The sequence below is a fragment of the Bradyrhizobium sp. SZCCHNR1098 genome (genome assembly GCF_032489375.1).
Classification (GTDB): domain Bacteria; phylum Pseudomonadota; class Alphaproteobacteria; order Rhizobiales; family Xanthobacteraceae; genus Bradyrhizobium.
Map to the genome: position 1 here is coordinate 319,557 of NZ_JAUEXY010000006.1, position 22,856 is coordinate 342,412.

Below are 22,856 nucleotides of genomic sequence, written 5' to 3' on the forward strand. Positions count from 1 at the left end.
GATGAGGGGCTGAGTCGATGCCTGGAGATATCGTGTCGGACACGGCCAACCGCCTGCTCAACAAGGTCGCCGTCATCGGAGCCGGCCCGGCCGGACTGATGGCGGCCGAGGTGCTGGCCGAGGGCGGGACCGCCGTCACCGTCTACGATGCGATGCCGTCGGTGGCGCGTAAGTTTCTGATGGCCGGTCGCGGCGGCCTCAACCTTACCCATAGCGAAGAGCTGCCCGCCTTCCTGGCGCGCTACCGCGAGGCGGCGGCGTGGCTTGAGCCGGCGATCCGCGCGTTCCCGCCGCAGCGGCTGCGCGACTGGTGCGAGGCGCTGGGCGAGCCGACCTTCGTCGGCTCCTCCGGCCGCGTGTTTCCGAGGGCAATGAAGGCCTCGCCGCTGCTGCGCGCGTGGCTGCGCCGCCTCGATGCGCAGGGCGTGCGCGTCGAGTTGCGGCATCGCTGGACCGGCTGGGACGCGGACGAACATCTCACATTCGAGACGCCGGCGGGAGCGCGCGCGGTCGCCGCTGACGCTGTCGTGCTCGCGCTCGGCGGCGCCTCTTGGCCGCGGCTCGGGTCCGACGGCGGCTGGGTGCCGATCCTGGCGGCGAAGGGCGTCGCGATCGCGCCGCTGCGGCCGGCCAATTGCGGCTTCACCGTCGCCTGGTCAGACATCTTCCGCGATCGCTTCGAGGGCCGGCCGCTGAAGGGCATCGCGCTGTCGTTCGGTGATCGCGGCGTGCGCGGGGAGGCTGTCGTCACGCGCGATGGCATTGAGGGCGGCGCCGTTTATGCGCTGTCGGCCGAGCTGCGCGAGGCGATCGCGCTGACAGGGGGGGCGATCCTGCACGTCGCGCTGCGGCCCGACCTCGCGACGGCCGATCTCATCACGCGGCTCTCGGCACCGCGCGGCAAGCAGTCGTTCTCGAACGTGCTGCGCAAGGCGGTGCAGTTGTCGCCGGTGGCGATCGGGCTGCTGCAGGAGGCGGCCAGGGCGCACGGCCTGTCACTCTCGTCGCTGCCGCCCGATCGTCTCGCGGCGCTGATCAATGCCGTGCCGCTGAAGCTGACGGGCACCGCCGGACTCGCCCGCGCCATCTCCAGCGCCGGCGGCATCGCGCATGACGAGCTTGACGCCGATTACATGCTCAAACGCCTGCCCGGTGTGTTCGCCGCCGGCGAGATGCTCGATTGGGAGGCCCCGACCGGCGGCTATCTGCTGCAAGCCTCGTTCGCGACCGGGGCCGCCGCGGGCAGGGGCATCTTGAAGCGGCTCGAATTGTAGGGTGGGCAAAGCGAAGCGTGCCCACCATTGGCATTCGTACAAGAACGCGGTGGGCACGACGCTTCGCGCCTTTGCCCACCCTACAGATTTCTCGTCATCGTCGCTTCGCTCCTCGCAGTGACGCTGCGAGAGAGCTTCGTCCTACCGCAGCTTGCCCCGCGCCGCGACCGGCAACGTGCCCAGGATCTCCTCGCCGCGGACCATCACGACCTCGTCCATCATGTTGACGACGACGCAGACGTGGTTGGGGATGATGCGCACGACGTCGCCGACATTGGGGCGGGTGTTGCTGCGGGAGAGATCGAGGAAGCCGTGCTCCTCGGCGAAGCGCGCGATCTTCGCTTCCGGGTGCTCCAGGATCAGGCCGTGGCCGTCGAGGCCGCCGGTGTCGGTCGTCAGCGTCTTCGAGCCGGCGTCGAGGATGCCGCGCTCGGGCGCGGCGCGGCTGACGACGGTGGAGTAGATGTGCAGCGCGCAGTCGTCCCAGCTCGCGACCCCGGCGGCGACCTGCATGCGGTCGTTGTAGATGTAGGTGCCGGGCCGGTGCTCGGTGGCGCCCTTGAGCTTGCCGAGATTCTTCAGGTTGGGCGAGCCGCCGGTCGAGACGATGGCAGCCTCCAGCCCTTCGGCGCGAACGCCGGCCAGGGCCTCGTCATAGAAGCGCTGCGCCTCGTCCCAGCCGGTCTCGGTCGGGTACATCATGAAGCCGGCGAAGCGCAGGCCCTCGCTGGCCTTGATCTGGCGCGCAAGCTGGATCGCCTCGGCCGGTGTCTCGACGCCGGCGCGCTTGCGGCCGGTGTCGCATTCGACCACGACCGACAGCGTGCGGCCGGATTGTTTTGCTGCCTGCGGCAGGCCGGCGATCACGGTCGCGTTATCGGCGGCGACGGTCATATCGGCCTTGGTCTGCAGCGCGGCAAGACGCGCCATTTTTTCCTCGCCGATCAGGTTGTAGCTGATCAGGATGTTACTGATGCCAGCGGCCGCCATGATCTCGGCCTCGCCGATCTTCTGGCAGGTGATGCCTTGCGCGCCGGCCTCGATCTGCAGCTTGGCCAGCACCGGGCTCTTGTGGGTCTTGATGTGCGGGCGGTTGGCGACGCCCGCGGCCTCGCACTGGGCCTGGATGCGCGCGATGTTGCGCTCAACTCTGTCCATGTCGATGACGGCGCAGGGCGTGCCGTAGTCCCTGGCGATCTTGGCGGCGAGCGGGGTGGTCATGTCATTTACTCCATATAACCGTCATTGCGAGGAGCGAAGCGACGAAGCAATCCAGAGTCACGACTGCAGCCCTGGATTGCTTCCGCCGTCGCCCTTCGGGCTATGGCGGACATGTCGCTTCGCTCGCAATGACGAAGTGATTTCGATGAACGTCACGCGCCCTCGATCTCCTCGCGCAGCACTTCGAGCTCCAACCAGCGATCTTCGGCGGCGGTGAGCTCGGCTTGCGCAGTGGCGAGGGTGAGGGAGGCGGCGTCGAATTTCTTGCGGTCTTTCGCATACAGCGCGGGGTCGGCGAGCACGGCCTGCTGCTTGGCGATCTCGGCTTGCAGCTTGGCGATCGTCTTCGGCAAGGTCTCCAGTGCGTGCTTCTCGTTGAAGGAGAGCTTGCGCTTCGGCGCGCTCGCAGGCGCCGCGGCCGCGTGCTTGGTTTCCTTCTTCTCCTCAGCCGCCTTGGCATGCTGGCGCTTCAGGTCGGCGCCGCGCTGCGCCAGCATGTCGCTGTAGCCACCGGCGTATTCCTGCCATTTGCCGTTGCCCTCGGGGACGATCACCGAGGTGACCACGCGATCGAGGAAGTCGCGGTCGTGGCTGATCAGGATCACCGTGCCCTCGTAGTCGCCGAGCATGTCCTCGAGCACGTCGAGTGTCTCCAAGTCGAGATCGTTGGTCGGCTCGTCCAGCACCAGCAGGTTCGATGGCTTGGCCAGTGCGCGCGCCAGCATCAGCCGGCCGCGCTCGCCCCCGGAGAGCACTTCGAGCGGCGTGCGCATCTGCTCGCGCGAGAACAGGAAGTCCTCCATGTAGCCGACGACGTGCTTCGGCTTGCCGGCCACCATGACGTGATCGCCGCGGCCGCCGGTCAGCGCTTCGGCGAGCGTCGTCCGGGGATCGAGGCTCTCGCGGTGCTGGTCGAGCGTCGCCGTCTCCAGATTGACGCCGAGCCGGATGCTGCCGCTGTCCGGCTCGCTGCCGCCGGTGAGCAGGTTGACCAGCGTGGTCTTGCCGGCGCCGTTGGGGCCGACGATGCCGATGCGGTCGCCGCGCTGGATGCGGATGGAGAAGTTGTCGACGATCTTGCGATCACCATAGCTCTTCGATGCGCCCTTCGCTTCGATCACCAGCTTGCCGGACTTGTCGGCCTCGGCCGCGGCGAGGTTGGCGGCGCCCGCCGTGCCGCGATAGTCGCGGCGCTGCTGGCGCAGCGCATGCAGATTGGCGAGCCGCTTGACGTTGCGCTTGCGGCGGCCGGAGACGCCGTAGCGCAGCCAGTGCTCTTCGTTGACGATCTTGCGGTCGAGCTTGTGCTGCTCGCGTTCTTCCTCCGCCAGCACCTCGTCGCGCCACGCCTCGAACGCCGCAAAGCCGCGGTCGATCTGCCTGATCTGGCCGCGGTCGAGCCACGCGGTCGCGCGGGACAGATTGGTAAGGAAACGACGATCGTGACTGATCAGCACCAGCGCCGAGCTTCGGCCGTCGAGCTCGTTCTCCAGCCACTCGATGGTCGTGAGGTCGAGGTGGTTGGTCGGCTCGTCCAGCAGCAGGATGTCGGGGTTGGGCGCAAGCACGCGCGCCAGCGCCGCGCGACGCGCCTCGCCGCCGGAGACATGCGCGGGATCCTCTTCTCCGGTCAGTCCGAGCTGCTCGACGAGATAGCGCGCCTGATAGTGATCGTCGCCCGGGCCGAGCCCGGCCTCGACATAGGACAGCGTGGTGGCATGGCCGGAGAAATCCGGCTCCTGCGGCAGATAGCGAACCGTGGCGCCCGGCTGCACGAAGCGGGTGCCGCTGTCGCATTCGACGAGGCCGGCGGCGATCTTGAGCAGCGTCGACTTGCCGGAGCCGTTGCGGCCGATCAGGCAGACGCGCTCGCCGGGCGAGACCGACAGTTCGACGCCCTGCAGCAGCGCGGTGCCGCCGAAGGTCAGGCGGATGTCTTTGAGTTGGATGAGAGGCGGCGCCATATCTCTAGCTCTGCTGCTGGACCCGCGCCGCGCGCTGGCGCTGCAGGCGGCGGATCGTGGTATCGAGGGTGGAGAGGAAGGTGGAGCGGTCGCGCGGCGTGAACGAGCGCGGGCCGCCGGTCACCTCGCCCGATGACCGCAGATCGGTCATGAGGTTGCGCACAGCGAGCGTCATGCCGATCGACTCCTCGGTGAACGGCTTGCCGTTCGGTGCGATCACGGCGCTGCCGGCCTTGACGCAGCGGCTCGCCAGCGGAATGTCCGCGGTGATGACGACGTCGTCGGCGCCGGCGCGCTCTGCGATCCAGTCATCCGCGGCATCCATGCCGCTGCCGGCCGCCACGCGCGTGATCAGGGGATCCTCGGGCACGCGGATGAAGCCGCCCGCAACCACGATCACTGGCAGGCCGTGGCGGATCGCGACGCGATAGATCTCGTCCTTCACCGGACAGGCGTCGGCGTCGACATAGATCGTGACAGGGGCGAGCTCGGCGGTTTCGGTCGTCATCTGGCGTTCTGCTGGGGGTGGCCGGTTGGTACCCCATCGCCAGCCAAATTGCGAGCCAAACGCTGGCCTTGCCAGGACCTTTCCGGCCGTTACCATCGCCCGAAAAGGGTCAAAGGGAGGCAAGGATGGCAGACGGAATCGCGACCTATGCGGTCGAGGCGTTCAACACGGCCAAGCAGTCCGAGAACAAGATGCACGATGACAGCGTGGCGCGCCGGTTCGGCTTCGCCGGCGGCCTCGTGCCCGGCGTCGAGGTGCTGGCCTACATGCTGCATCAGCCGGTTGTGCGCTGGGGCCGGGCATTCCTGGAGCGCGGGCTGATCGAGGCGCGGTTCACCAAGCCGGTCTATGACGGCGAGATCGCCGAGGTCAGGGCGGAGGAGGTCGGCGACGGGCTCCGCCTGGAGGTGACGAGTAAAAGCGAGATCTGCGCCACCGGTTCCGCGTCGTTGCCGGCGGCGGCGCCGGACGTGGTGCTGGCCGGCTATCGCGATGTTCCGCCAGCAGCGGTGCGGTCGGTGATCGGCGCAGACTCGTTCGCCGTCGGCAACTGGCTCGGCACTGCGCCACGCGCCTGGCCGGGGCAGGCGGCGACGGCCTATCTCGCCGAGATTCGCGAGCGCGATCCGATCTATTCCGGCGAGCGGCTCGGTCATCCCGGCATGCTGCAGCGGGTGATGAACCGCCTGCTGGTCGACAACATCGTGCTCGGTCCGTGGATTCACGTCGGCAGCCGCATGCAGCTGCTGTCGGCGATTGCCGAAACCGACGAGATCACCGCGCGTGGCCGGGTGGTCGCGAACTACGAGAAGAAGGGACACCGCTTCGTCGAGATCGATGCGCTGGTGGTGGCGAACGGCACGCGGCCGCTGGCGCACTGTCACCATGTGGCGATCTACCAGCCGCGCGCGCAGGCGGCGGCGTAATGGTAAAAGGCAGGCGGCATCCATAAAGCAGCTGTCATGCTCCGCGCAGGCGGAGCATCCAGTACGCCGCGACGTCTCGGCTGAATCGTAGCCGCCTCGGAGTATTGGATCGTCCGCATGCGGACGATGACAGTTGAGATTGGGGCATGCTGGTCGCCCCACGCTCCCGTCATTGCGAGCGCAGCGAAGCAATCCAGACTGTCTCCGTGGAAGGATTCTGGATTGCTTCGCTACGCGCTACGCTCGCAATGACGTGGAGAGGACCCGCGGCCCAATCTCGACAGTCCGTAGCCCGGATGCGCGCACGCGGGTGCAGGCGGGAGCGACATCCGGGTTCACCGATACGGCCCGTGAGACCCCGCATATCGCTGCGCTCGTGCGGGCTACGGGCTTTTCGTTTAGCAATGAGATGTTTTCGCCTCATCGCGAGCGCAGCGAAGCAGCTACGCCGCGGTCTTCGCCTTGCCGTCCTGGATCGCGCGCCAGAGCTTCTCGGTGGTCAGCGGCATGTCCAGGTGCTTCACGCCATAGTCCGACAGCGCGTCGATCACGGCATTGATCACACTCGCCATCGAGCCGGCGCAGCCGGCTTCGCCGCAGCCCTTGGTGCCCAAGGGATTGCTCTTGGCGGGCACCGGATGGTTGTCCACCGTCATCATCGGCACGTCGGAGGCGCGCGGCAGCGCGTAGTCCATCAGCGAGCCGGTGATCGGCTGGCCGCTCTCGTCGTAGCGCAGATGCTCCATCAGCGCCTGGCCGATGCCCTGGGCGACGCCGCCATGCAGCTGGCCGGCCACGATCATCGGATTGATCACCGTGCCGAAGTCGTTGATTGCGGTATACGCGACGATCTGCGCGACGCCGGTGTCCGGCTCGATCTCGACCTCGCAGACGTGGCAGCCATTGGGGAAGGTCGACTCCGTGACCGTCGAGTTGTGGTCGACGTCGAGCGAGGCCGGCACGCCCTCGGGCATCTTGCCGTCGCGTAGGCGGCGCGCTAGCTCCATGACGTCGATGCTGCGGTCGGTGCCGGCGATGGTGAACTGGCCGTCTGCGAACTCGATGTCGGCTTCCGAGGCTTCGAGCAGATGCGCCGCCGCCTGCTTGCCCTTGGCAATGACGAGCTGCGAGGACTCGACGATTGCCTGGCCGGTCGCGGTGATCGAGCGCGAGCCGCCGGTGCCGTTGCCGAACCGCACGAGATCGGAATCGCTCTGCTCCAGCCTGATCTTCTCGAAGGGCACGCCGAGCTGCGCCGACAAGACCTGCGAGAACGGGGTCGCGTGGCCCTGGCCGTAATCGAGCGTGCCGGTCGTCAGGGTCACGCCGCCATCGGCGTCGAAGGTGATCTTGCCGAGCTCGCCCGACGGCGGCGCGGTCACCTCGAGATACGAGCCGACCGCGATGCCGCGCAGCTTGCCGTTCTTGCGGCTCTCGCGCTTGCGCTTGGCGAAGCCGGCGTAGTCGGAGACCTGCAGCGCCTTCTCGAACACCGCGGCGAAGTCGCCGGAGTCGTAGGTCACGCCCGACGCGGCCGGGAACGGCATCTGGCTCGGCTTGATGAAGTTGCGCTTGCGGATGGTGAGACGGTCGATGCCCATCTCGCGCGCGGCGGTGTCGATCAGCCGCTCCATGAAGTAGTTCGCCTCGGGGCGGCCGGCGCCGCGATAGGCGCCCATCAGGGTGACGTTGGTGAGCACGGTCTTGATGTCGACGCCCAGCAGCGGCGTCTTGTAGACGCTGGCGAGGTTCTTGCCGGTGTTGAGCGACAGCGGCAGCGGCGCCACGCCCATGATGTAGGCGCCGAGATTGCCATAGCCGGACAGCCTGACAGCGAGGAACTTGCCGTCGGCGTCGAGCGCCAGCTCGCCATGGATGATCTGGTCGCGACCCTGGCTGTCGGACAGGAAGGCGGTGGTGCGCTCGTCGCGCCACTTCACGGGACGGCCGAGCTGCTTCGCCGCGTGCAGAATGCAGACGTACTCAGGATAGGAGACGTTCTTCATCCCGAACGAGCCACCAACATTGGTGGTGAGGATGCGGACCTTGTCCGGTGCGACGTTGAGGATCTTGGCCAGCGTCGCCTTGTTGCCGGACACGCCCTGGGTCGGCACCTGCAAGGTGAAGCGCTCGGTCTTGCCGTCGAACGCGGCGAGCGCCACGCGCGGCTCCATCGACACCACGGCGACGCGGGTGTTGACGATGTCGAGCTTGGTGACGTGCGCGGCCTTGGCGAAGGCCTCTTCGATCTTGGCCGTGTCGCCGTAATGATAATCGAGCGCGACGTTGTTGGGGATATGGTCATAGAGCTGCGGCGCGCCGGGCTTGGCGGCTTCCTCGGCATTGGTGACCGCGGGCAGGGGCTCGATATCGACCTCGACCGCCTCGGCCGCGTCGCGGGCCTGGGCCGCGGTCTCCGCCACCACGAACGCGACGGGGTCGCCGACGAAGCGCACCTTGTCGGTGACGAGCGCCGGCCGGTTGGTCTGCAGCAGCGGCGAGCCGTCCCGGCCCTTCAGCGGCAGGCCGCAGGTGAACGGGCCATAGTTGGCTCCGGCGAGGTCGGCTCCAGTCCACACCCCGAGCACGCCGGGCATGGCCTTGGCGGCCGCGGTGTCGATCCTCTTGATGATGCCATGGGCGTGGCTGGAGCGCACGATCCAGGCATGGGCCTGGCCGGGCAGGTTGAAATCGTCGGTATATTTGCCGTGACCGCGCACCAGCGTGTCGTCCTCCTTGCGCCGGACCGGCTGCCCGACGCCGAATTTCTGCAGCGCGATCGCGTTTTCGAGGGAGGCCGGGACGGTGTGATCTTGCATGAATGAGGACCCAAGAGGCTGGATTGGTCGCAAATGCGGGCTGTTCCCAGATAGTGCAGCGCCCGCGGCCGGACAACGGTTGATTAGGAATGGTGCATCACGCCTGACGGAGGGGCTGTTGCGCCGGCGCTATCCACTGATAATGTCTCACGAAAGAGAACTTCCATCTGAGCCGGTTCGGCCAGCGGAAAGACATTTGAATGATCAATGACACGCGGCTGCGGGAGAGTCCCACGCCGCGCGGGAACCTGGAGCCCGGCTTGCGTCCGGGTCTGGACGTCGCGACGCCTTCCTGCGCCAGCAATGGCAGCAGCGTCTACGCGGCCCTGGACCTCGGAACCAACAATTGCCGGCTCCTGATCGCCTGTCCTTCGGGCGACAGTTTCCGCGTGGTCGACTCCTTCTCGCGCATTGTCCGGCTGGGCGAGGGCATCTCGACCACCGGCTGCATCAGCGATGCGGCGATGGATCGGGCCATCGCCGCGCTCAGCATCTGCCGGGACAAGATCCAATCCAAGAAGGCCAGCCGCCTGCGTCTGATCGCGACCGAGGCCTGCCGCGCCGCCTCCAATGCGGAGGGGTTCCGCAGCCGGGTGGCGGCGGAGACCGGCATCGAGCTCGAGGTGATCGACCGCGAGACCGAGGCGGCGCTGGCCGTCAAGGGCTGCGCGCCGCTACTGGATCCAGGCGGGCGCGGGGCCATCCTGTTCGACATTGGCGGCGGCTCCAGCGAGCTGGTGCGGATCGAGCGCGATCCGGCAGACCGCAACGCCGAGCCGAGGATCAAGGCCTGGATGTCGATCCCGCTCGGCGTCGTGACGCTGGCCGAACGCTTCGGCGGCCGCGACGTGACGCCGGAGATCTATGCCGCCATGGTCGAGGCCGTGGCCGAGCATGTCGGGCCGTTCGCGGCCGAGAACGGCGGCGACCTCTCCGGCATGCACCTGCTCGGCACCTCCGGCACCGTGACGACGCTCGGCGGCATTCATCTCAACCTCGCGCGTTACGATCGGCGCCGGGTCGATGGCATCTGGATCAACGATGCCGACATCACGACGACGATCGCCAAGCTGCTGGCGATGAGCTACCAGGAGCGCGCCGAGAACAACTGCATCAGCATCGACCGTGCCGACCTCGTGCTCGCGGGCTGCGCCATTCTCGACGCGATTCGCCTGGCGTTTCCGTTGCCGCGGCTGCGCGTCGCCGATCGCGGCCTGCGCGAGGGCATGCTGGTCGAGATGATGCGCGAAGACGGTGCGCTGCGCACGGCGTAGCGACTTTACCCTCCCCTGGAGGGGGAGGGTCGTCTCACATGGAGCGCAGCGCAATGTGAGACGGGGTGGGGTGAGTTCCACGAGCAGTCTTCGTGTGGCTCACCCCACCCCGATCGCTCGCTTCGCTCCCGATCGACCCTCCCCCTCCAGGGGAGGGTGACCTTTGTAGTTCCGCCAGACCTCGAGCATGGACGGATTTTCGCCTCCCGCGTCTGGTCACGACGACCGAGAAACACATGGCAAAAGACACGACCGGCCGCATGCATGTGCAGGTCAAGACCGGAGGCAAGCGCAAGCTGTCCTCGAAGCTCTGGCTGGAGCGCCAGCTCAACGATCCCTATGTCGTCCAGGCTAAGCGCGACGGCTATCGCTCGCGCGCGGCCTACAAGCTGCTCGAGATCGATGACAAATACCGGCTGCTCAAGCCCGGCATGACGGTGGTCGATCTCGGCGCCGCACCCGGCGGCTGGAGCCAGATCGCGGCGCGTCGGGTCGGGGCCGAAGCCGGGAAGGGCAAGGTGATCGCGATTGATCTGCTGGAGATGGGCGAGATCCCCGGCGTCACCTTCACCCAGCTCGATTTCCACGCCCAGGACGCGCCGGAAAAGCTTCGCGCGATGCTCGGCGGGCGTGCCGACGTGGTGATGTCGGACATGGCGGCCAACACCACCGGCCACCGCAAGACCGACCAGCTGCGCATCGTCGGTCTCGTCGAACTCGCCGCGCATTTCGCCAGCGAGGTGCTCAAACCGGGCGGCAGCTTTCTCGCCAAGACGTTCCAGAGCGGCGCCGATGCCGACTTGATGGCGCAGCTCAAGCGCGATTACGCCAGCGTCCGCCACGTCAAGCCGGCGGCGAGCCGGCAGGATTCGTCGGAGCGCTACGTGCTGGCGATGGGGTTCCGCGGCGGAGAGCAGGCCGACCTGCTGTAACGGCGTCATTGCGACCGGCCAGCGCCGGCGATACAGAGCAGATGCAACAAGGTCTCGGGAATCGGCTTGGGCCGACGAGACCCGTTCCGGAGGTCCCGAAATGCGTGTCCTGACCTGCAGCGCTGTCGCGGTCGCTTTGATGGTGGGCTCGGCCATATCGGGGCCGGCTCACGCCCAGGCCTACGATCCGCGCTATCCCGTGTGCATGAAGGTCTATGAAGGCGGCCGGTTTGGCGGTGGCGAGTGGATCGACTGCAGCTATACGTCGCTGCCGCAATGTCGCGCGACGGCGTCGGGCCGTGCGGCGATGTGCGATCTCAATCCCTTCTACGCCCCGCCGTCGCCTCCGCCGCGCCGCGCGCATCGGCGGCATCGCTGAAACATTTCATGACGGAACGGCCGTTGCCGTGCCGCAATCGAACTGAAGATTCGAGACCCTCGTACCCATCGGGCTGCCGTGATGCCGCATCGTTTCATCGTCGCGATCGTGATGCTTCTGCTGCTGGTCCCCGCGATCGCGACCGCCGCGCCGTCGCACAAGCGCAAGGCGCACCGCTGGCAGGGCTATGGCTTCCTGCCCGGCTACAAGCAGCCGCCCAACAACAGCTTGCCGCTCTATGCCGACAAGGAGGCCATGCGCAACGGGCCGCGCGGCAGCCGCCGCCATTGGTATATCGACGGCACGCCGAAATACATGCTCTACAACGGCGAGTGGCATTATTTCGGCCAGCCAGGCTTCTATCGCGGCCATTACAATGGCGGCAGCTTCGGCCCGTGCTGGACGCGGACGCCAGTGGGGATGGTCTGGACTTGCGGTTAGGCCGCTCCTCCCACAACCGTCTCGTCCTCCCAGGGCTGCTGCTGCAACGCGGGCGACGGCGCGAGCAATCCCGTCTGGACAGAGGCCGCATTTCCCGCTGAAATGCCGCTCGTGAGGGGCAAGAGAAGAAACGCGAGCCGTTCGTTCGGCCGACCGTGGAGGACCGCTTTGAATTCGTTCTGTACGCGCCTGTTCGGCGCCGTCGTCGCTTTGACCTTCCTTGCCGGTGCTCCGGCCTTCGCCCAGCAGCTCGAGCTGAAGGTGATGGCGCCTGCCGCGCCCGGCGGCGGCTGGGACCAGACCGCGCGGGCCATGCAGCAGGCCTTCGTGGCGTCGGGCGTGGCACGCAGCGTCCAGGTGACCAACGTCGCTGGCGCCGGCGGCACCGTCGGCATCGCGCAGTTCGTCAACGGCGCCAAGGGCGACGGCAACCAGCTGATGGTCAACGGCTTCGTCATGGTCGGCGCGCTCGCCATGAACAAGTCGCCGGTGACATTGGAGCAGGTGACGCCGATCGCGCGGCTGACCGAGGAGATCCAGGTCATCGTCGTGCCCGCGAACTCGCCGATCAAGACGGCGCAGGATCTCGCCGCGGCGCTGAAGGCCGACATCGCCAAGGTCACCTTCGCCGGCGGCTCGGCCGGCGGCGTCGATCACGTGATGGCGGCGCTGTTCGCCGGCGCCGTCGGCGCCGACGCCAAGAAGGTCAACTACATCCCGTTCTCGGGCGGCGGCGAGTCGCTGGCGGCGATCCTCGGCGGCAAGGTCACGGCGGGCATTTCCGGCCTGTCGGAATACGACGGGCAGATCAAGAGCGGCAAGCTGCGCGCCATCGGTGTGTCCTCGGAGAAACGCATTCCAGGGGTCGACATCCCGACCTTCAAGGAGCAGGGCATCGACCTCGTGCTCGCCAATTGGCGCTCGGTGGTCGCGGCGCCCGGCATCACGCCGGAGCAGAAGAAGGTGCTCAGCGAGGCCGTCGAGAAGATGGTGAAGTCGGATGCGTGGAAGGAGATCTTGAAGCAGAAAGGCTGGGATGACGCCTATCTTCCGGGTGATGCGTTCGCCGACTTCCTGAAAAAGGAGAACGTCCGCGTCACCGACGTGTTGAAGTCGGTCGGCCTCGTCAAGTCATGACGACGGAGAGTGCCGGCACCGAGACACCCGCCTCGGGTGGCGTCGACAAGGCCGGCATCGTCATTGCGGCGCTGCTGGCGGCTGTCGCGCTCGTGCTTGTCTATGACGCCAATCAGATCCCGGCGACCACGATGTACGGCATGGGCCCGCAGGTCATGCCGGTCGTGATCGCGATCGGGCTCGGCATTCTTGCACTGGCCAATCTGATCGATGCCCTCAGAGGCAACCTGCCGCCGCGCGAGAGCTCCGATCCGATGGCGGTGCTGTTGATCCTCGCAGGCCTTGCGCTCTTGATCGCGATCATCGGGTTCGGTGGCGGCTTCATCCTGGCGACCACCGCGCTGTTCGTGACGACGTCGGCCGCGTTCGGCCGGCGCGCCTTCGTCACCGATCTCGTCATCGGCGCGGTGCTGACGACGCTGATCTATCTCGCATTCGACCGCCTCCTCACCCTGAGCCTTCCCGCCGGTCCGCTCGAAAGACTGCTCTGATGGACACCTTTGCCGCGCTCGCGCATGGGATGGCGATCGCCGTCCAGCCCATGAACCTGCTCTATGCGCTGGTCGGCGTGTTCCTCGGCACCGCCGTCGGCGTGCTGCCGGGCATCGGGCCGGCGCTCACCGTCGCGCTGCTGCTGCCGGTGACCTACAAGCTCGATCCCGGCGGTTCGCTGATCATGTTCGCCGGCATCTATTATGGCGGCATGTATGGCGGATCGACCACCGCGATCCTGATCAACACCCCCGGCGAGAGCGCCTCGATGGCGACCGCGCTCGAGGGCAACAAGATGGCCAAGGCCGGCCGCGGCGGCCCGGCGCTGGCGACGGCGGCAATCGGCTCGTTCGTCGCGGGCACCATCGCCACCATCGGTCTCGCCTTCCTGTCGCCGTATCTCGTCGACATCGCCGTGCGCTTCGGGCCGGAGGACTACTTCGCGCTGATGTGCGTCGCCTTCGTCACGGTGTCCGCGACCTTCGGCGATTCACCGATCCGCGGCCTCACCAGCCTGTTCATTGGTCTCACGCTCGGCCTCATCGGCATCGACAAGCTCACCGGGCAGGCGCGGCTCGCCTTCGGCGTGCCGGAGCTGCTCGATGGCGTCGAGGTGACGACCTTGGCGGTCGGCCTGTTCGCGGTCGGCGAGGCGCTCTACGTCGCCTCGCGCCGGCATCATACCGAGGAGAAGATCGAGGCCATCAAGGGCTCGCTGTGGATGACGCGCGAGGACTGGAAGCGGTCGTGGAAGCCGTGGCTGCGCGGCACCATGTTCGGCTTTCCAATTGGCGCGCTGCCGGCGGGCGGGGCGGAGATCCCGACGTTCCTGTCCTATTCTGCCGAGCGGCGCCTGACCAAATATCCCGACCAATTCGGCAAAGGCGCGATCGAAGGCGTCGCCGGCCCTGAGGCCGCCAACAACGCTTCTGCCGCGGGCACCTTGGTGCCGCTGCTGACCCTCGGCCTGCCGACGTCGGCGACCGCCGCGATGATGCTCGCCGGCTTCCAGCAATATGGCCTCAATCCGGGCCCGCTGCTGTTTGCCGAGCGGCCCGACCTGGTCTGGGGCCTGATCGCCAGCCTGTTCATCGCCAACACGATGCTGCTGGTGCTCAACCTGCCGCTGGTCGGTCTGTGGGTGAAGCTGCTCGCGATCCCGACGCCCTGGCTCTACGCCGGCATCCTCGTGTTCGCCACGATGGGGACGATCGCCGCAAAGCCGTCCGTGGTCGAATTGTCGATGCTGGCCGGCTTCGGCGTGCTCGGCTTCCTGATGCGTCGGTTCGATTTCCCGATTGCGCCGGTCGTGGTCGGGCTGATCCTCGGGCCGATCGCCGAGAGCCAGTTGCGGCGGGCGCTCGCGATCAGCCTCGGCGATCCCATGACCCTGCTGCAGTCGCCGATCTCTGCCACTCTGCTGGCGGTCGCGCTGATTGCGCTCGTCGCGCCGTTCGTCCTCAAGGGACTCGGGCGCTTCAAGGCGAATGAGGATTGAGTGTGGCGCGTAAGCCGAACCGCGCCACCTCTGGTCGCGATCCCCGGCGTAGGCGCAGCCATCCGGCAGAGGCTTATCGGTTGGTTAAGACTAACGCGAGAATACCCCCGATGTCCTGGCAGGCGCCGACGGCGCTGCAAAGCCGGCTGCGCTAAGACTTGGACGAATGCGGCGCGGACTTCGTAGGATCGCAAACTGGACACGGGCTGCGCGACACGGGCAGGACAAGTCGGGCATGGATGCTGGAACGCAGAGGGCAACGGCTGACACAGCGCGCACGGCGTGGATCGATTTCGCGCGCGGCCTCGGCGTCATCTTGGTCGTGTACGGTCACGTGCTTGGCGGTCTGGTGCGCCCGGGCATCTTCCCGGATGGAGCCGTCGCGCGCTGGATGGACTACACGCTCTACACGTTCCACATGCCGCTGTTCTTCTTTCTGGCCGGCTTGAATGTGCAGCACAGCTTGCGGCGCGGCGCGCGTCCCTTCCTCACGTCCAAGCTCTGGACCATCGCCTATCCCTATGTGCTGTGGTCGCTGATCCAGGGCGGGATCACGATGCTGCTGGCGCGGGATGCCAACATCCCGATTCATCCCGGCGATCTCGCCGCGATCTGGTATCGTCCGATCGCACAGTTCTGGTTTCTCTACGCGCTGATGATCTGCCACGTGATCGCGGTGCTGGTCCCGTCGCGGACGGTCTTGATTACGCTCGCGCTGGCCGGGCTCTGCGTGTTCCTCGCGCTGCCGATCCGGCCGGACCTCGCACTCACCCTGCATCATCTGCCGTTCTACGTCGCGGGCGTCTACGGTGTCAGCGTGGTGGCGGAATGGCGGCCGTTCGGCTGGTCCGCGTTGGCCGTGATCGGGATCGCGTTTGCGGCCGCGGTGGCGCTGGGCGGCCAGCTGTCCGGCATGGACGCCAATGGGCTCGCCTCCCTGCCGGCCTGTGTGCTCGGGATCGCCGGCACGGTCGGGCTCTGCAAGCTGCTTGCCCCGGCGCGTCATCGCTGGCTTGCGGCCGCAGGCGTCGCGTCGATGACGATCTATGTGCTGCACATCCTCAGCGGCTCGGGCATGCGCATCATCATGCTCAAGCTGCACATCCCACCATCGCCATGGGTCTATCTGTTGGCCGGGACGGCGGCCGGTGTCGTGCTTCCTCTGATGGCGCATGCCATCCTGCAGCGGCTGCATCTGCTGCCGGTCTTCGGGCTTGCACCGCCGGCCTCCCGCAAGCCGCAGGCCGCAGCGATCGCGCCGCGCGTTGCAACGTCCGATCAGGCGCCGGCCTGATGCTGCTGAGCGGCGACGGTGCGCCGTGCGCCGCCGGCCATCTGGTCGAGCGGACAGGCCATGGCGACGAGCATCCAGAACAGCGCCGAGACCTCGCCGGAGGAGATGCTGGTCAGCGGCAGCTGGATCAGCAGCGCACTGATGGCGAGCGCGCCGAGCACGGCGCCCTCGCGCGTCGGCATCCGCCAGGCGGCGCCGGTGGCGGCGAGCCCGACCCAGACATAGGCCGCGAGGCAGATCAGTCCGACCGGAATGCCCATCGTCACCCAGCTTGCGATGATCTGCCCGTCGATCGGCATCGCGCCGGCGACGCCGACGTCGGTGATGGTGAAGCCAGATCCCAGGACCATGCTGTTCGGCGCATTCCACAGCGTGACGAACTCATCCAGCCGCTCGCTGCCGCTACTGTCCTGCGACACGCTGCCGAGCGATTCCAGACGAGAGGTGATGACCTCCGCGAACGGCGTGAACATGACGGTGACGATCACCGCGCCGACCAGTCCGCCCGTGATCGATACGGCCCGACGCCGCGTCGCGGGGAACAACATGCAGAACAGCACGCCCACCGCGAGCGTGATCCAGCTGGTGCGGTAGAGCGACAGCAACAGGCCGAGCGCTGCGGGCGCCATCGCCGCCAGTGCCAGCCATCCCGGGCGCAGGAACCCCACCAGCAGCAGGCCCGTGGCCGTGAAGGTCGCGTAGCTGGCCGGGCCGTTCATCGTGCTGAACACGCGCACCATGTAGGGCAGCGGATAGCCGGCCGAGGTGATGCTGGCGTTCACCATCCAGAACCGATCCCAGCCTTGCGGATCGACATATTGCCAGATGCCGTAGAGGCCGGTGAGCGGCAGCACCAGCAGGAACACGCGCGTGATGGCATCGAGCAGGACGCCGTCGGATTGCGCCCGCTGCTGCAGGGCGATCGCATAGAGTACGGGCGCGGCCCATTTCATTCCGCCATTGGCGGCGTTGAACCAGTCGTTCTGGAAGATCGAAAGCGCGCCGCCATAGACGATGCAGGCGAGGATGATGAGCGGCGCCACGAGCCAGGGATTGCCCGGCCTGTCCTTGTCCGAGGGCGAGAGTGCCAGACTCGGAACTGGCGCGATGATGAACAGCAGGGGGCCGCTCAACATGATGCCGGACGAATCGAATCCTCCGGAGATGTCGACCAGGCGGCGCACGAAAGGAGCGAAGGCGAACATCAGGATCGCCGACTGAACGTGGGCTTCGGGGCTGCGACGCCACGCGAACCAGCCGGCGACCGCGCAGCCGAGCACGAAGGCCGGCCTGACAAGGCCGCCGAGTGCGGGCACGGCGAGCACCGTCGCCGCGAGCAGAAGCGCGGTTGGCCAACAGTCCGTCGCCAGGGTGGCGAGCGGCCGTGCATCGATTCGGCTCTCCTTCATGGAGGCGGACTATAATGGAAAAGGCGGCTCGCGCCGTATCCACAAAACAGGGCGGTGCCGGCGTGCATAACGAGATTGGCGCTCCTTGGTTCTTCCGCACGAACGCGGGGCTGCTTTCACATGGATGACACCAACGGGAGTGCCCTGTGGCCGTCCTTCGAGACGCGCGCCAAGGGGCGCGCTCCTCAGGACGAGGTCTGTGTTCGGAGCGCAATCCAAGCCCCTCATGGTGAGGAGCGCCGCTTGCGGCGCGTCTCGAACCATGAGGCCCGGAACGGCTGGAAGTCATATGCAAGCTCTGGAACAGAGGTGATATCCAAGGTTGGCGACGAAGAGTGACTGGAACATGAACCTGCGTGTATCAATCGTCGTACTTGTCGCAGCGTGGTTCGCCTCGTTCGCTGCCACGGCCGGCGCCGCGGAGGTGCTGCCGGCCCGCGACGTCTGCCAGCCGACCACCGCGGCCAGGACACGCGACGGCAATTGCGTTCCCTGCGCCGTCGGACCGATCTCGACCCGCCCAGGCTTCCTGGCGCTGTTGGAGCAGGTACGCACGCGGCGCGCCGCCTTTGCCGACATCGACCGTCGCATCGACGGCGCGAGCAGCGACCCGGAGGTGCAGAGCCTGCTGCAGGGACGCAACCTTGCCCTTGCGCTGTACGGTTCTGACGCGGATTTCATCGCGGGCGGCAACGCCTCGCGCTGTCTCATGGGGGACAACGAGGCTGCGCGTGCCAGGGCGACGCCAATTGCCTGCGACGCCATTCCGCGCGAGGGGCTGGTGGTGCTTCTGACCGCGGGCCAGTCGAACATCTCCAACACCGGCGCGCCCGATCAGAGTGGCCGGCTCTATCAGCCTCACAACCGGTTCTACAATTTCGACCGCTTCGACGGCCGCTGCTACGTGGCGCGCAATCCATTGCTGGGAACGCCGGGCGGGGGCGAGAACGTCGCCACCCGGCTGGGCGACGAATTGATCGATCGCGGGCTGGCGAAGACGGTCGTGATCGCACCCGTTGCGATCGGCGGGACTTATCTCGAGGAGTGGCGTGCCCGCGGCGGCAAGTATTTCGAGGTGCTGCTCGCAACCATCGCCGGCCTGCGCGACGCCGGTCTCGAGCCAAGCGCGGTGCTCTGGCATCAGGGCGAGCACAACGCCTTCGCCTTCTCGACGAACGGGGCGGAGGACGGCACGCATCTGCAAGTCACCCCGAAGATGAAGGAAGCGGGCCGGCTGTCGTATTTGCGAAACTATCTGGAGATCGTCGCCGGCCTGCGGGCGGCCGACGTGACGGCGCCGATCTTCGTGGCCACGGCGACGCTTTGCGGCAGCGTTCCCGACGAGATCATACGCTCGGCGCAGGCTGCGGTGCCGAACCCGGCGCTCGGCGTCCATCCTGGCCCGGATACGGATCAGATCGGGCTTACGCTGCGCCATGACGGCTGCCACATGAGCCGTGCCGGCACGGAGCTGCACGCCCGGATGTGGGCGGATCGCCTCGCCGAGTTCTGGAAGTCCGGCGCGAGGAGACCTTGACCGCAGAACGGTCGCTACCCCAGCCGCTGATCCCGCACGTCCTGCGTGGTCTCGCTCGCCGATTTCCTGGCGGCCTTCTCCGCGCCCTTCTCAGCGCCCTTGCGGCTCGCGATCGCAGCCACCTTACGGCCTGAGATCTCGCTGCCGGCGTCATCCGGCATCTGCCAGAACAGGATCGACGACAGCGCCGAGGTGATGGCGACGACAATGAAGGCGGGCGCGAAGGACGACGCGGTGAGCTGGCTCGCCCCGTGCATCCACATCGTGGTCTCCACCGAGAACGCGCCGACCGCGACGCCGGCGGAGATCGCGAGCTGCTGGTTGACGCTGGTGAGCGTGGTGGCGCGGCTCATTTGCGCAGTCTCGACCTCGGCATAGGCGACGGTGTTGATCGCGGTGAACTGCAACGAGCGGAAGAAGCCGCCGACCACGAGAATGATCAGGATCAGCAGCAGCGGCGTCGCCGGCGTGAACAGCGCGCAGGCGGCGAGGAAGACCGAGCTGACGACGGCGTTGACCGTCATCAGATGGCGGAAGCCGAAGGCGCGGATGAGGCGCGCGGCCAGCGCCTTCATGCCCATCGCGCCGGCCGAGGAGCCGAAGGTGACGAGGCCGGACTGGAACGGCGACAGGCCGAAGCCGAGCTGCATCAAGAGCGGCAGCAGGAAAGGCAGTGCGCCGATGCCGAGCCGGAACATGAAGCCGCCGACGATCGAGGCGCGCAGGGTCGGCAGTCGCAGCAGCGAGAAGTCGAGCACCGGCGAGTTGGTCCGCCAGGAGTGGCGGACATAGAGCGTCATCGAGATCGCGCCGATCGCGCCGAGACTGCCGACCACCGACCATGGCAGCAAATTGAGGCCGGCGACGGAGAGGCCGAAGGCGAGACCGGCGAGGCCGATGCCCGCCAGCACCATGCCGGTGAGATCGAACGGCTCGGGGTTCTCGCTCTTGATCGGATCGATGAAGCGCAGCGCCATGATGATGCCGACGATGCCGATCGGGATGTTGATCAGGAAGATCCAGTGCCAGGAGAAATAGGTGGTGATGAAGCCGCCGACCGGCGGCCCGATGACGGGACCGATCAACGCGGGAATGGTGACCCAGGCCATCGCGCCGACCAGCGCGCTCTTGTCGACGGAACGCAAGAGAACGAGACGCCCGACCGGCGTCATCATCGCGCCGCCCATGCCCTGCAGGATGCGGGCGAACACGAAGTTCTCGACGGAGTTGGCAAAGGCGCAGCCGATCGAGCCGATCATGAACACGGCGACCGCGCTGGAGAACACGCGTCGCGCGCCGAAGCGGTCGGCGGTCCAGCCGCTGGCCGGGATGAACACCGCCAGCGACAGCAGATAGGAGGTGATGGCGAGCTTCAGCGTCAGCGGGCTGGTGCCGATGTCCCTGGCGATCGCCGGCAGCGAGGTCGCGATCACCGTAGAGTCCATGTTCTCCATGAACAGGGCGGTGGCGACGATCAGCGGAATGACGCGTTGCTTGTTCATCGGAGGTCGGCAGCGGGAGGACTAGGGCGGGCGCTGGGGCTTTAACACCCTGCGACGAACGAGGCCATTGCGCTGCTGGCATGGCCGCCTAAATGCAGCGCGACGCTGTCGCGTCCCCGCTTCTTGGAGATGTGCCGATGATCTACCTGCTCGCCGCTCTGGTGCCGCCGCTGGGCCTGCTGCTCAACGGGCAGCCGTTTGCGGCGGTGTTCAACTTGCTGCTCTGCGTGGTGTGCCTGGTCCTCGGCCTGTTCTTCCATGTGCTGCTGCTGCTGCCCTCGGCGCACGCTTTGATCGCCGTGCACATGCGGCGGGAGGACCGGCGGCACCGCGAGGTGGTCGACGCGATCCGGCGCTACGGCCCGCCGCCGGGCGCTTGGCGCTGAGGCCGGCGGGTCTGGAGGCGAGCGGAATTTCTGCTCCGGATTCAGGGTATTCACGATCTTTTATTGCGCGCGGCGCGCGAATGAGGGCCGTTGTCAGCCCTTCCTCGCAATCGCGGGAGGATGGTGGATCGGCCCTTTGATTCGTCACAGGCCCATGCTATCGACCCGCGTCAACCCCCCCGATGGGCACCGATTCGACGGCGAGGCATGGTCTCGACGGCGGCGTCGCTCATCCGTACCCGCATCGCGGCCGTTTTGGCCGCAGACAAGGAGTTGACGATGGCGACCGTCCAGACACTTCGCGAAGCCTTCACCTTCGACGACGTGCTCCTGAAGCCGGGCCTCTCCGATGTGCTTCCCTCCGAGGTCGACATCCGCTCGCGCGTGACGCGCGAGATCCCGCTCAACATTCCGATCATGGCCTCCGCCATGGATACCGTCACCGAAGCGCGCATGGCGATCGCCATGGCGCAGGCCGGCGGTGTCGGGGTCATCCACCGCAATTTCGATCCCGAGGGCCAGGCCGCCCAGGTGCGCCAGGTCAAGAAGTTCGAATCCGGCATGGTGGTCAACCCGCTGACCATCTCGCCCGACGCGACGCTCGCCGACGCGCTGGCGCTGATGAAGGATTACGGCTTCTCGGGCATTCCGGTGGTGACCGGCGGCGGCAAGGGCATCCCGGGCAAGCTGGTCGGCATTCTCACCAATCGTGACGTGCGCTTCGCCACCGATCCGCGCCAGAAGATCTCCGAGCTGATGACGCACGAGAACCTCGTCACTGTGCGCGAGGGCGTCGGCCAGGACGAGGCCAAGAAGATCCTGCACAAGCACCGCATCGAGAAGCTGCTGGTCGTCGACGATCAGTACCGCTGCGTCGGCCTGATCACCGTCAAGGACATGGAGAAGGCGGTCGCGCATCCGCTGGCCTGCAAGGACGGCCAGGGCCGGCTGCGTGTCGCGGCTGCGACCACCGTCGGCGAGGGCGGCTTCGAGCGCACCGAGCGGCTGATCGAGGCCGGCGTCGACCTCATCGTGGTCGACACCGCGCATGGTCATTCCTCGCGCGTGCTCGAGGCGGTCAACCGCATCAAGCGCATCTCCAACGCCGTGCAGGTGATCGCCGGCAACATCGCCACCCGCGACGGCGCGCAGGCGCTGATCGATGCCGGCGCTGACGCCGTCAAGGTCGGCATCGGCCCGGGCTCGATCTGCACCACCCGCATCGTGGCCGGCGTCGGCGTGCCGCAGCTCACCGCGATCATGGATGCGGTCGAGGCGGCCAAGAAGGCCGATGTGCCGGTCATCGCCGACGGCGGCATCAAGTTCTCCGGCGATCTCGCCAAGGCGCTCGCCGCCGGCGCCGACGTCGCCATGGTCGGCTCGCTGCTCGCCGGCACCGACGAGACGCCCGGCGAGGTGTTCCTGTGGCAGGGCCGGTCCTACAAGGCCTATCGCGGCATGGGTTCGGTCGGCGCGATGGCGCGGGGCTCGGCCGACCGCTACTTCCAGCAGGACATCAAGGACACGCTCAAGCTCGTGCCGGAGGGCATCGAGGGCCAGGTGCCGTACAAGGGCCCGGTCGGCAACGTCATGCACCAGCTCGCCGGCGGCCTCCGTGCCGCCATGGGCTATGTCGGCGCCAAGGATCTCGGCGAGTTTCACTCCAAGTCCGAGTTCGTCCGCATCACCGGCGCGGGCCTGCGCGAAAGCCACGTGCATGACGTGACGATCACGCGCGAAAGCCCGAACTATCCGGGCGGGGTGTAAGCGACGCTTGCTCTCTCCGTCATTGCGAGCGAAGCGAAGCAATCCAGGGCGGCGCGTGAAGCCCTGGATTGCTTCGTCGCTTCGCTTCTCGCAATG

The 22,856-nt window shown here is 67.2% G+C and carries 19 protein-coding genes; 13 read left to right on the forward strand and 6 right to left on the reverse strand.

The genetic code is table 11. The annotated features are described in order from the left end of the window. Positions 1-17: 17 nt before the first annotated feature. The gene (locus QX135_RS15910) at positions 18-1,274 is read left to right on the forward strand and encodes an NAD(P)/FAD-dependent oxidoreductase (RefSeq protein WP_410052066.1); all 1,257 of its coding nucleotides are present in this window, start codon (positions 18-20) and stop codon (positions 1,272-1,274) included. A 141-nt stretch (positions 1,275-1,415) separates the two neighbouring features. Here QX135_RS15910 and QX135_RS15915 read toward each other — a convergent pair whose 3' ends face one another. The 3 genes from QX135_RS15915 to QX135_RS15925 all read right to left on the reverse strand — a co-directional run bounded on the left by QX135_RS15915 (position 1,416) and on the right by QX135_RS15925 (position 4,967). After that, complete coding sequence (locus QX135_RS15915; protein ID WP_316180487.1) at positions 1,416-2,495, reverse strand: D-TA family PLP-dependent enzyme; 1,080 nt, start codon at positions 2,493-2,495, stop codon at positions 1,416-1,418. A gap of 152 nt (positions 2,496-2,647) precedes the next feature. Further along, the gene (locus QX135_RS15920; protein ID WP_316234154.1) at positions 2,648-4,459 is read right to left on the reverse strand and encodes an ABC-F family ATP-binding cassette domain-containing protein; all 1,812 of its coding nucleotides are present in this window, start codon (positions 4,457-4,459) and stop codon (positions 2,648-2,650) included. Between the two features lie 4 nt (positions 4,460-4,463). Continuing rightward, on the reverse strand, positions 4,464-4,967 hold the full coding sequence (locus tag QX135_RS15925) for a YaiI/YqxD family protein (RefSeq protein ID WP_315739167.1): 504 nt from the start codon (positions 4,965-4,967) through the stop codon (positions 4,464-4,466). 125 nt (positions 4,968-5,092) lie between these two features. Here QX135_RS15925 and QX135_RS15930 point away from each other — a divergent pair, with 125 nt between their 5' ends. Next, positions 5,093-5,893, forward strand: a complete 801-nt coding sequence (locus tag QX135_RS15930) for a hypothetical protein (protein WP_315739168.1) — start codon at positions 5,093-5,095, stop codon at positions 5,891-5,893. Between the two features lie 443 nt (positions 5,894-6,336). Here the strand turns inward: QX135_RS15930 and QX135_RS15935 are convergent, their stop codons facing one another. Then, positions 6,337-8,712, reverse strand: a complete 2,376-nt coding sequence (locus tag QX135_RS15935) for a xanthine dehydrogenase family protein molybdopterin-binding subunit (RefSeq protein WP_315739169.1) — start codon at positions 8,710-8,712, stop codon at positions 6,337-6,339. A 200-nt stretch (positions 8,713-8,912) separates the two neighbouring features. Here QX135_RS15935 and QX135_RS15940 point away from each other — a divergent pair, with 200 nt between their 5' ends. From QX135_RS15940 to QX135_RS15975, 8 genes are all read left to right on the forward strand, one after another. Next, positions 8,913-9,986 carry a Ppx/GppA phosphatase family protein gene (locus tag QX135_RS15940; protein WP_315739171.1) on the forward strand — a complete coding sequence of 358 codons (1,074 nt, stop codon included), beginning with the start codon at positions 8,913-8,915 and terminating at the stop codon, positions 9,984-9,986. Positions 9,987-10,222: 236 nt separating this feature from the next. Beyond that, entirely contained in the window at positions 10,223-10,918 is a 696-nt protein-coding gene (locus QX135_RS15945; RefSeq protein ID WP_315739172.1) for an RlmE family RNA methyltransferase, read from the forward strand. Positions 10,919-11,018: 100 nt separating this feature from the next. Further along, the gene (locus QX135_RS15950; protein ID WP_315739173.1) at positions 11,019-11,297 is read left to right on the forward strand and encodes a DUF3551 domain-containing protein; all 279 of its coding nucleotides are present in this window, start codon (positions 11,019-11,021) and stop codon (positions 11,295-11,297) included. Between the two features lie 81 nt (positions 11,298-11,378). Continuing rightward, positions 11,379-11,738 carry a hypothetical protein gene (locus tag QX135_RS15955; protein WP_315739174.1) on the forward strand — a complete coding sequence of 120 codons (360 nt, stop codon included), beginning with the start codon at positions 11,379-11,381 and terminating at the stop codon, positions 11,736-11,738. A gap of 168 nt (positions 11,739-11,906) precedes the next feature. After that, positions 11,907-12,875, forward strand: a complete 969-nt coding sequence (locus tag QX135_RS15960; RefSeq protein ID WP_315739176.1) for a Bug family tripartite tricarboxylate transporter substrate binding protein — start codon at positions 11,907-11,909, stop codon at positions 12,873-12,875. Then, positions 12,872-13,366, forward strand: a complete 495-nt coding sequence (locus QX135_RS15965; RefSeq protein WP_315739177.1) for a tripartite tricarboxylate transporter TctB family protein — start codon at positions 12,872-12,874, stop codon at positions 13,364-13,366. The genes QX135_RS15960 and QX135_RS15965 overlap by 4 nt, the downstream gene beginning before the upstream one ends. Next, positions 13,366-14,865, forward strand: a complete 1,500-nt coding sequence (locus QX135_RS15970; RefSeq protein ID WP_315770925.1) for a tripartite tricarboxylate transporter permease — start codon at positions 13,366-13,368, stop codon at positions 14,863-14,865. Before QX135_RS15965 ends, QX135_RS15970 begins: the two co-directional genes overlap by 1 nt. A gap of 235 nt (positions 14,866-15,100) precedes the next feature. Further along, a complete protein-coding gene (locus QX135_RS15975; protein ID WP_315770926.1) occupies positions 15,101-16,159 on the forward strand; it encodes an acyltransferase in 1,059 nt (352 codons plus the stop codon). Here the strand turns inward: QX135_RS15975 and QX135_RS15980 are convergent. Next, positions 16,144-17,568, reverse strand: coding sequence for an O-antigen ligase domain-containing protein (locus QX135_RS15980; RefSeq protein WP_316234155.1), 1,425 nt, complete (start codon positions 17,566-17,568; stop codon positions 16,144-16,146). The genes QX135_RS15975 and QX135_RS15980 overlap by 16 nt on opposite strands. Positions 17,569-17,890: 322 nt before the next feature. Between QX135_RS15980 and QX135_RS15985 the strand changes: the two genes are divergently transcribed. Then, positions 17,891-19,105 (forward strand): sialate O-acetylesterase, encoded by a 1,215-nt coding sequence (locus tag QX135_RS15985; RefSeq protein WP_316180468.1) that lies wholly within the window; start codon positions 17,891-17,893, stop codon positions 19,103-19,105. Between the two features lie 14 nt (positions 19,106-19,119). Here QX135_RS15985 and QX135_RS15990 read toward each other — a convergent pair whose 3' ends face one another. Beyond that, positions 19,120-20,607: an MDR family MFS transporter gene (locus QX135_RS15990; RefSeq protein ID WP_316180466.1), complete on the reverse strand. Its 1,488-nt coding sequence runs from the start codon at positions 20,605-20,607 to the stop codon at positions 19,120-19,122. 137 nt (positions 20,608-20,744) lie between these two features. Here QX135_RS15990 and QX135_RS15995 point away from each other — a divergent pair, with 137 nt between their 5' ends. Further along, positions 20,745-20,993: a hypothetical protein gene (locus QX135_RS15995; protein ID WP_316180464.1), complete on the forward strand. Its 249-nt coding sequence runs from the start codon at positions 20,745-20,747 to the stop codon at positions 20,991-20,993. A 279-nt stretch (positions 20,994-21,272) separates the two neighbouring features. Next, complete coding sequence (guaB, locus tag QX135_RS16000) at positions 21,273-22,760, forward strand: IMP dehydrogenase (protein WP_315739185.1); 1,488 nt, start codon at positions 21,273-21,275, stop codon at positions 22,758-22,760. The last annotated feature ends 96 nt before the right edge of the window (positions 22,761-22,856 follow it).

What these genes read in the sequence shown, in the direction of transcription:
- QX135_RS15910 (WP_410052066.1), top strand. Translation starts at nt 18, where the DNA reads ATGCCTGGAGATATCGTGTCGGACACGGCCAACCGCCTGCTCAACAAG.
- QX135_RS15915 (WP_316180487.1), bottom strand. Translation starts at nt 2,495, where the DNA reads ATGACCACCCCGCTCGCCGCCAAGATCGCCAGGGACTACGGCACGCCC.
- QX135_RS15920 (WP_316234154.1), bottom strand. Translation starts at nt 4,459, where the DNA reads ATGGCGCCGCCTCTCATCCAACTCAAAGACATCCGCCTGACCTTCGGC.
- QX135_RS15925 (WP_315739167.1), bottom strand. Translation starts at nt 4,967, where the DNA reads ATGACGACCGAAACCGCCGAGCTCGCCCCTGTCACGATCTATGTCGAC.
- QX135_RS15930 (WP_315739168.1), top strand. Translation starts at nt 5,093, where the DNA reads ATGGCAGACGGAATCGCGACCTATGCGGTCGAGGCGTTCAACACGGCC.
- QX135_RS15935 (WP_315739169.1), bottom strand. Translation starts at nt 8,712, where the DNA reads ATGCAAGATCACACCGTCCCGGCCTCCCTCGAAAACGCGATCGCGCTG.
- QX135_RS15940 (WP_315739171.1), top strand. Translation starts at nt 8,913, where the DNA reads ATGATCAATGACACGCGGCTGCGGGAGAGTCCCACGCCGCGCGGGAAC.
- QX135_RS15945 (WP_315739172.1), top strand. Translation starts at nt 10,223, where the DNA reads ATGGCAAAAGACACGACCGGCCGCATGCATGTGCAGGTCAAGACCGGA.
- QX135_RS15950 (WP_315739173.1), top strand. Translation starts at nt 11,019, where the DNA reads ATGCGTGTCCTGACCTGCAGCGCTGTCGCGGTCGCTTTGATGGTGGGC.
- QX135_RS15955 (WP_315739174.1), top strand. Translation starts at nt 11,379, where the DNA reads ATGCCGCATCGTTTCATCGTCGCGATCGTGATGCTTCTGCTGCTGGTC.
- QX135_RS15965 (WP_315739177.1), top strand. Translation starts at nt 12,872, where the DNA reads ATGACGACGGAGAGTGCCGGCACCGAGACACCCGCCTCGGGTGGCGTC.
- QX135_RS15970 (WP_315770925.1), top strand. Translation starts at nt 13,366, where the DNA reads ATGGACACCTTTGCCGCGCTCGCGCATGGGATGGCGATCGCCGTCCAG.
- QX135_RS15975 (WP_315770926.1), top strand. Translation starts at nt 15,101, where the DNA reads ATGGATGCTGGAACGCAGAGGGCAACGGCTGACACAGCGCGCACGGCG.
- QX135_RS15980 (WP_316234155.1), bottom strand. Translation starts at nt 17,568, where the DNA reads ATGAAGGAGAGCCGAATCGATGCACGGCCGCTCGCCACCCTGGCGACG.
- QX135_RS15990 (WP_316180466.1), bottom strand. Translation starts at nt 20,607, where the DNA reads ATGAACAAGCAACGCGTCATTCCGCTGATCGTCGCCACCGCCCTGTTC.
- QX135_RS15995 (WP_316180464.1), top strand. Translation starts at nt 20,745, where the DNA reads ATGATCTACCTGCTCGCCGCTCTGGTGCCGCCGCTGGGCCTGCTGCTC.
- guaB (WP_315739185.1), top strand. Translation starts at nt 21,273, where the DNA reads ATGGCGACCGTCCAGACACTTCGCGAAGCCTTCACCTTCGACGACGTG.